The organism is Pelovirga sp., from assembly GCF_059864205.1.
In genome coordinates, this window is the sequence record NZ_JCBCBS010000022.1 from 1 (window position 1) to 1,164 (window position 1,164).

The 1,164-nt window shown below is 51.5% G+C and carries 2 protein-coding genes; both read right to left on the reverse strand.

Translation table 11 applies throughout. The features are described 5' to 3' along the window. The coding region (locus tag AC6F7T_RS01460; protein WP_500716193.1) for a molybdopterin-dependent oxidoreductase at positions 1–746 on the reverse strand (746 nt) is incomplete at its 3' end. Between the two features lie 307 nt (positions 747–1,053). Further along, the gene (locus AC6F7T_RS01465) at positions 1,054–1,152 is read right to left on the reverse strand and encodes a helix-turn-helix domain-containing protein (protein WP_500716194.1); all 99 of its coding nucleotides are present in this window, start codon (positions 1,150–1,152) and stop codon (positions 1,054–1,056) included. Between the last annotated feature and the right edge of the window lie 12 nt (positions 1,153–1,164).

Below are 1,164 nucleotides of genomic sequence, written 5' to 3' on the forward strand. Positions count from 1 at the left end.
ATGCGCGGATCAATAACAGCAACCTTGCCGTTTTCCATGACCTTGTTCATCTTGCGGATGGCGTTGGGGATCTGACGGTTGGAAGACATGGGGTCACAGGCCCAGACAATCAGATACTTCATGTTGTCGAGATCGTAATCACTGTAGCCCCAGTAGCCTTCCAACATTCGCCCCATCTTTTCAACTTCAGCGCAGATGGAGCTGTGGGAGATGTTGTTAGGAGAGCCGATCATCTTGGGCAGGTCACCATAGAAAATGGCGTTGTGGTCGGAGTAGCGGCCACGCATCAGCAGGAACTTGTGGGTTTCGTTGTTCTTGCGCAGTTCCATGATCTTGTCGGCCAGGGTGTCCATCGCTTCGTCCCATGAAATGGGAACGAACTTGGGATCAATGCCGCGCCCTTTTTGCGGGTTGGTGCGCTTCATCGGGGTCTTGATACGATCGGGATCATAGATCTGCTGCAGGATCAGGTGGCCGCGAACACAGCAGTAGCCACTGTTGGCCTTACTAAGCTGGTTGCCGCGAACCTTGACTGCGCGCCCGTCCTGAACAAAAATCTCGATCGGGCACCAGGTGGTACAGCCCTGACAGGTGTTGGCAATCCACTTGCCGGCCGACTCGCCCTTGGCTTTTTCCGCTTTTCCCATGGCGCTGGTGGCAGGTTTGGCTGTTGCGCAACCGGCCGCAAGCATGGCTCCGCCGGTAGCAGCGGAAGCTTTGATGAAGCCTCTTCGTGTCAATCTCATTCGCGTCCTCCTTTGTGTGGTGTCGTCCTGATAAAAAAGCAACAATGTTGCTGAGCCCATTTAGTGTTGGCCCAGCGTGAAGAAAGCAAGGTTTATGCCGTAATAAAAAGGCTGAACACAGGGTGTTTTTATTAAAACAACGGTACAGATCCTGTTACCTGAAGGTAGCGGAAAGTCTTGTTGGGGAGGAAATTGATAATAAATACGGAATGTTCTGGATAATTGTATACACTGTTACCGGTGGGTAGCGGTTGTGGATATGCTAAAGGCTGATGCACTTGCAAAAAGTCATAGGATGGCGACGCCATCAAAGGCTGAGTTTTTCCCATAGGGATTTACGGGAAATCCCCAGACGCTGTGCTGCCGCAGTACGATTGCCGTTTTCCTCATTAACGACACGAGCAATAAAACGTTGTTC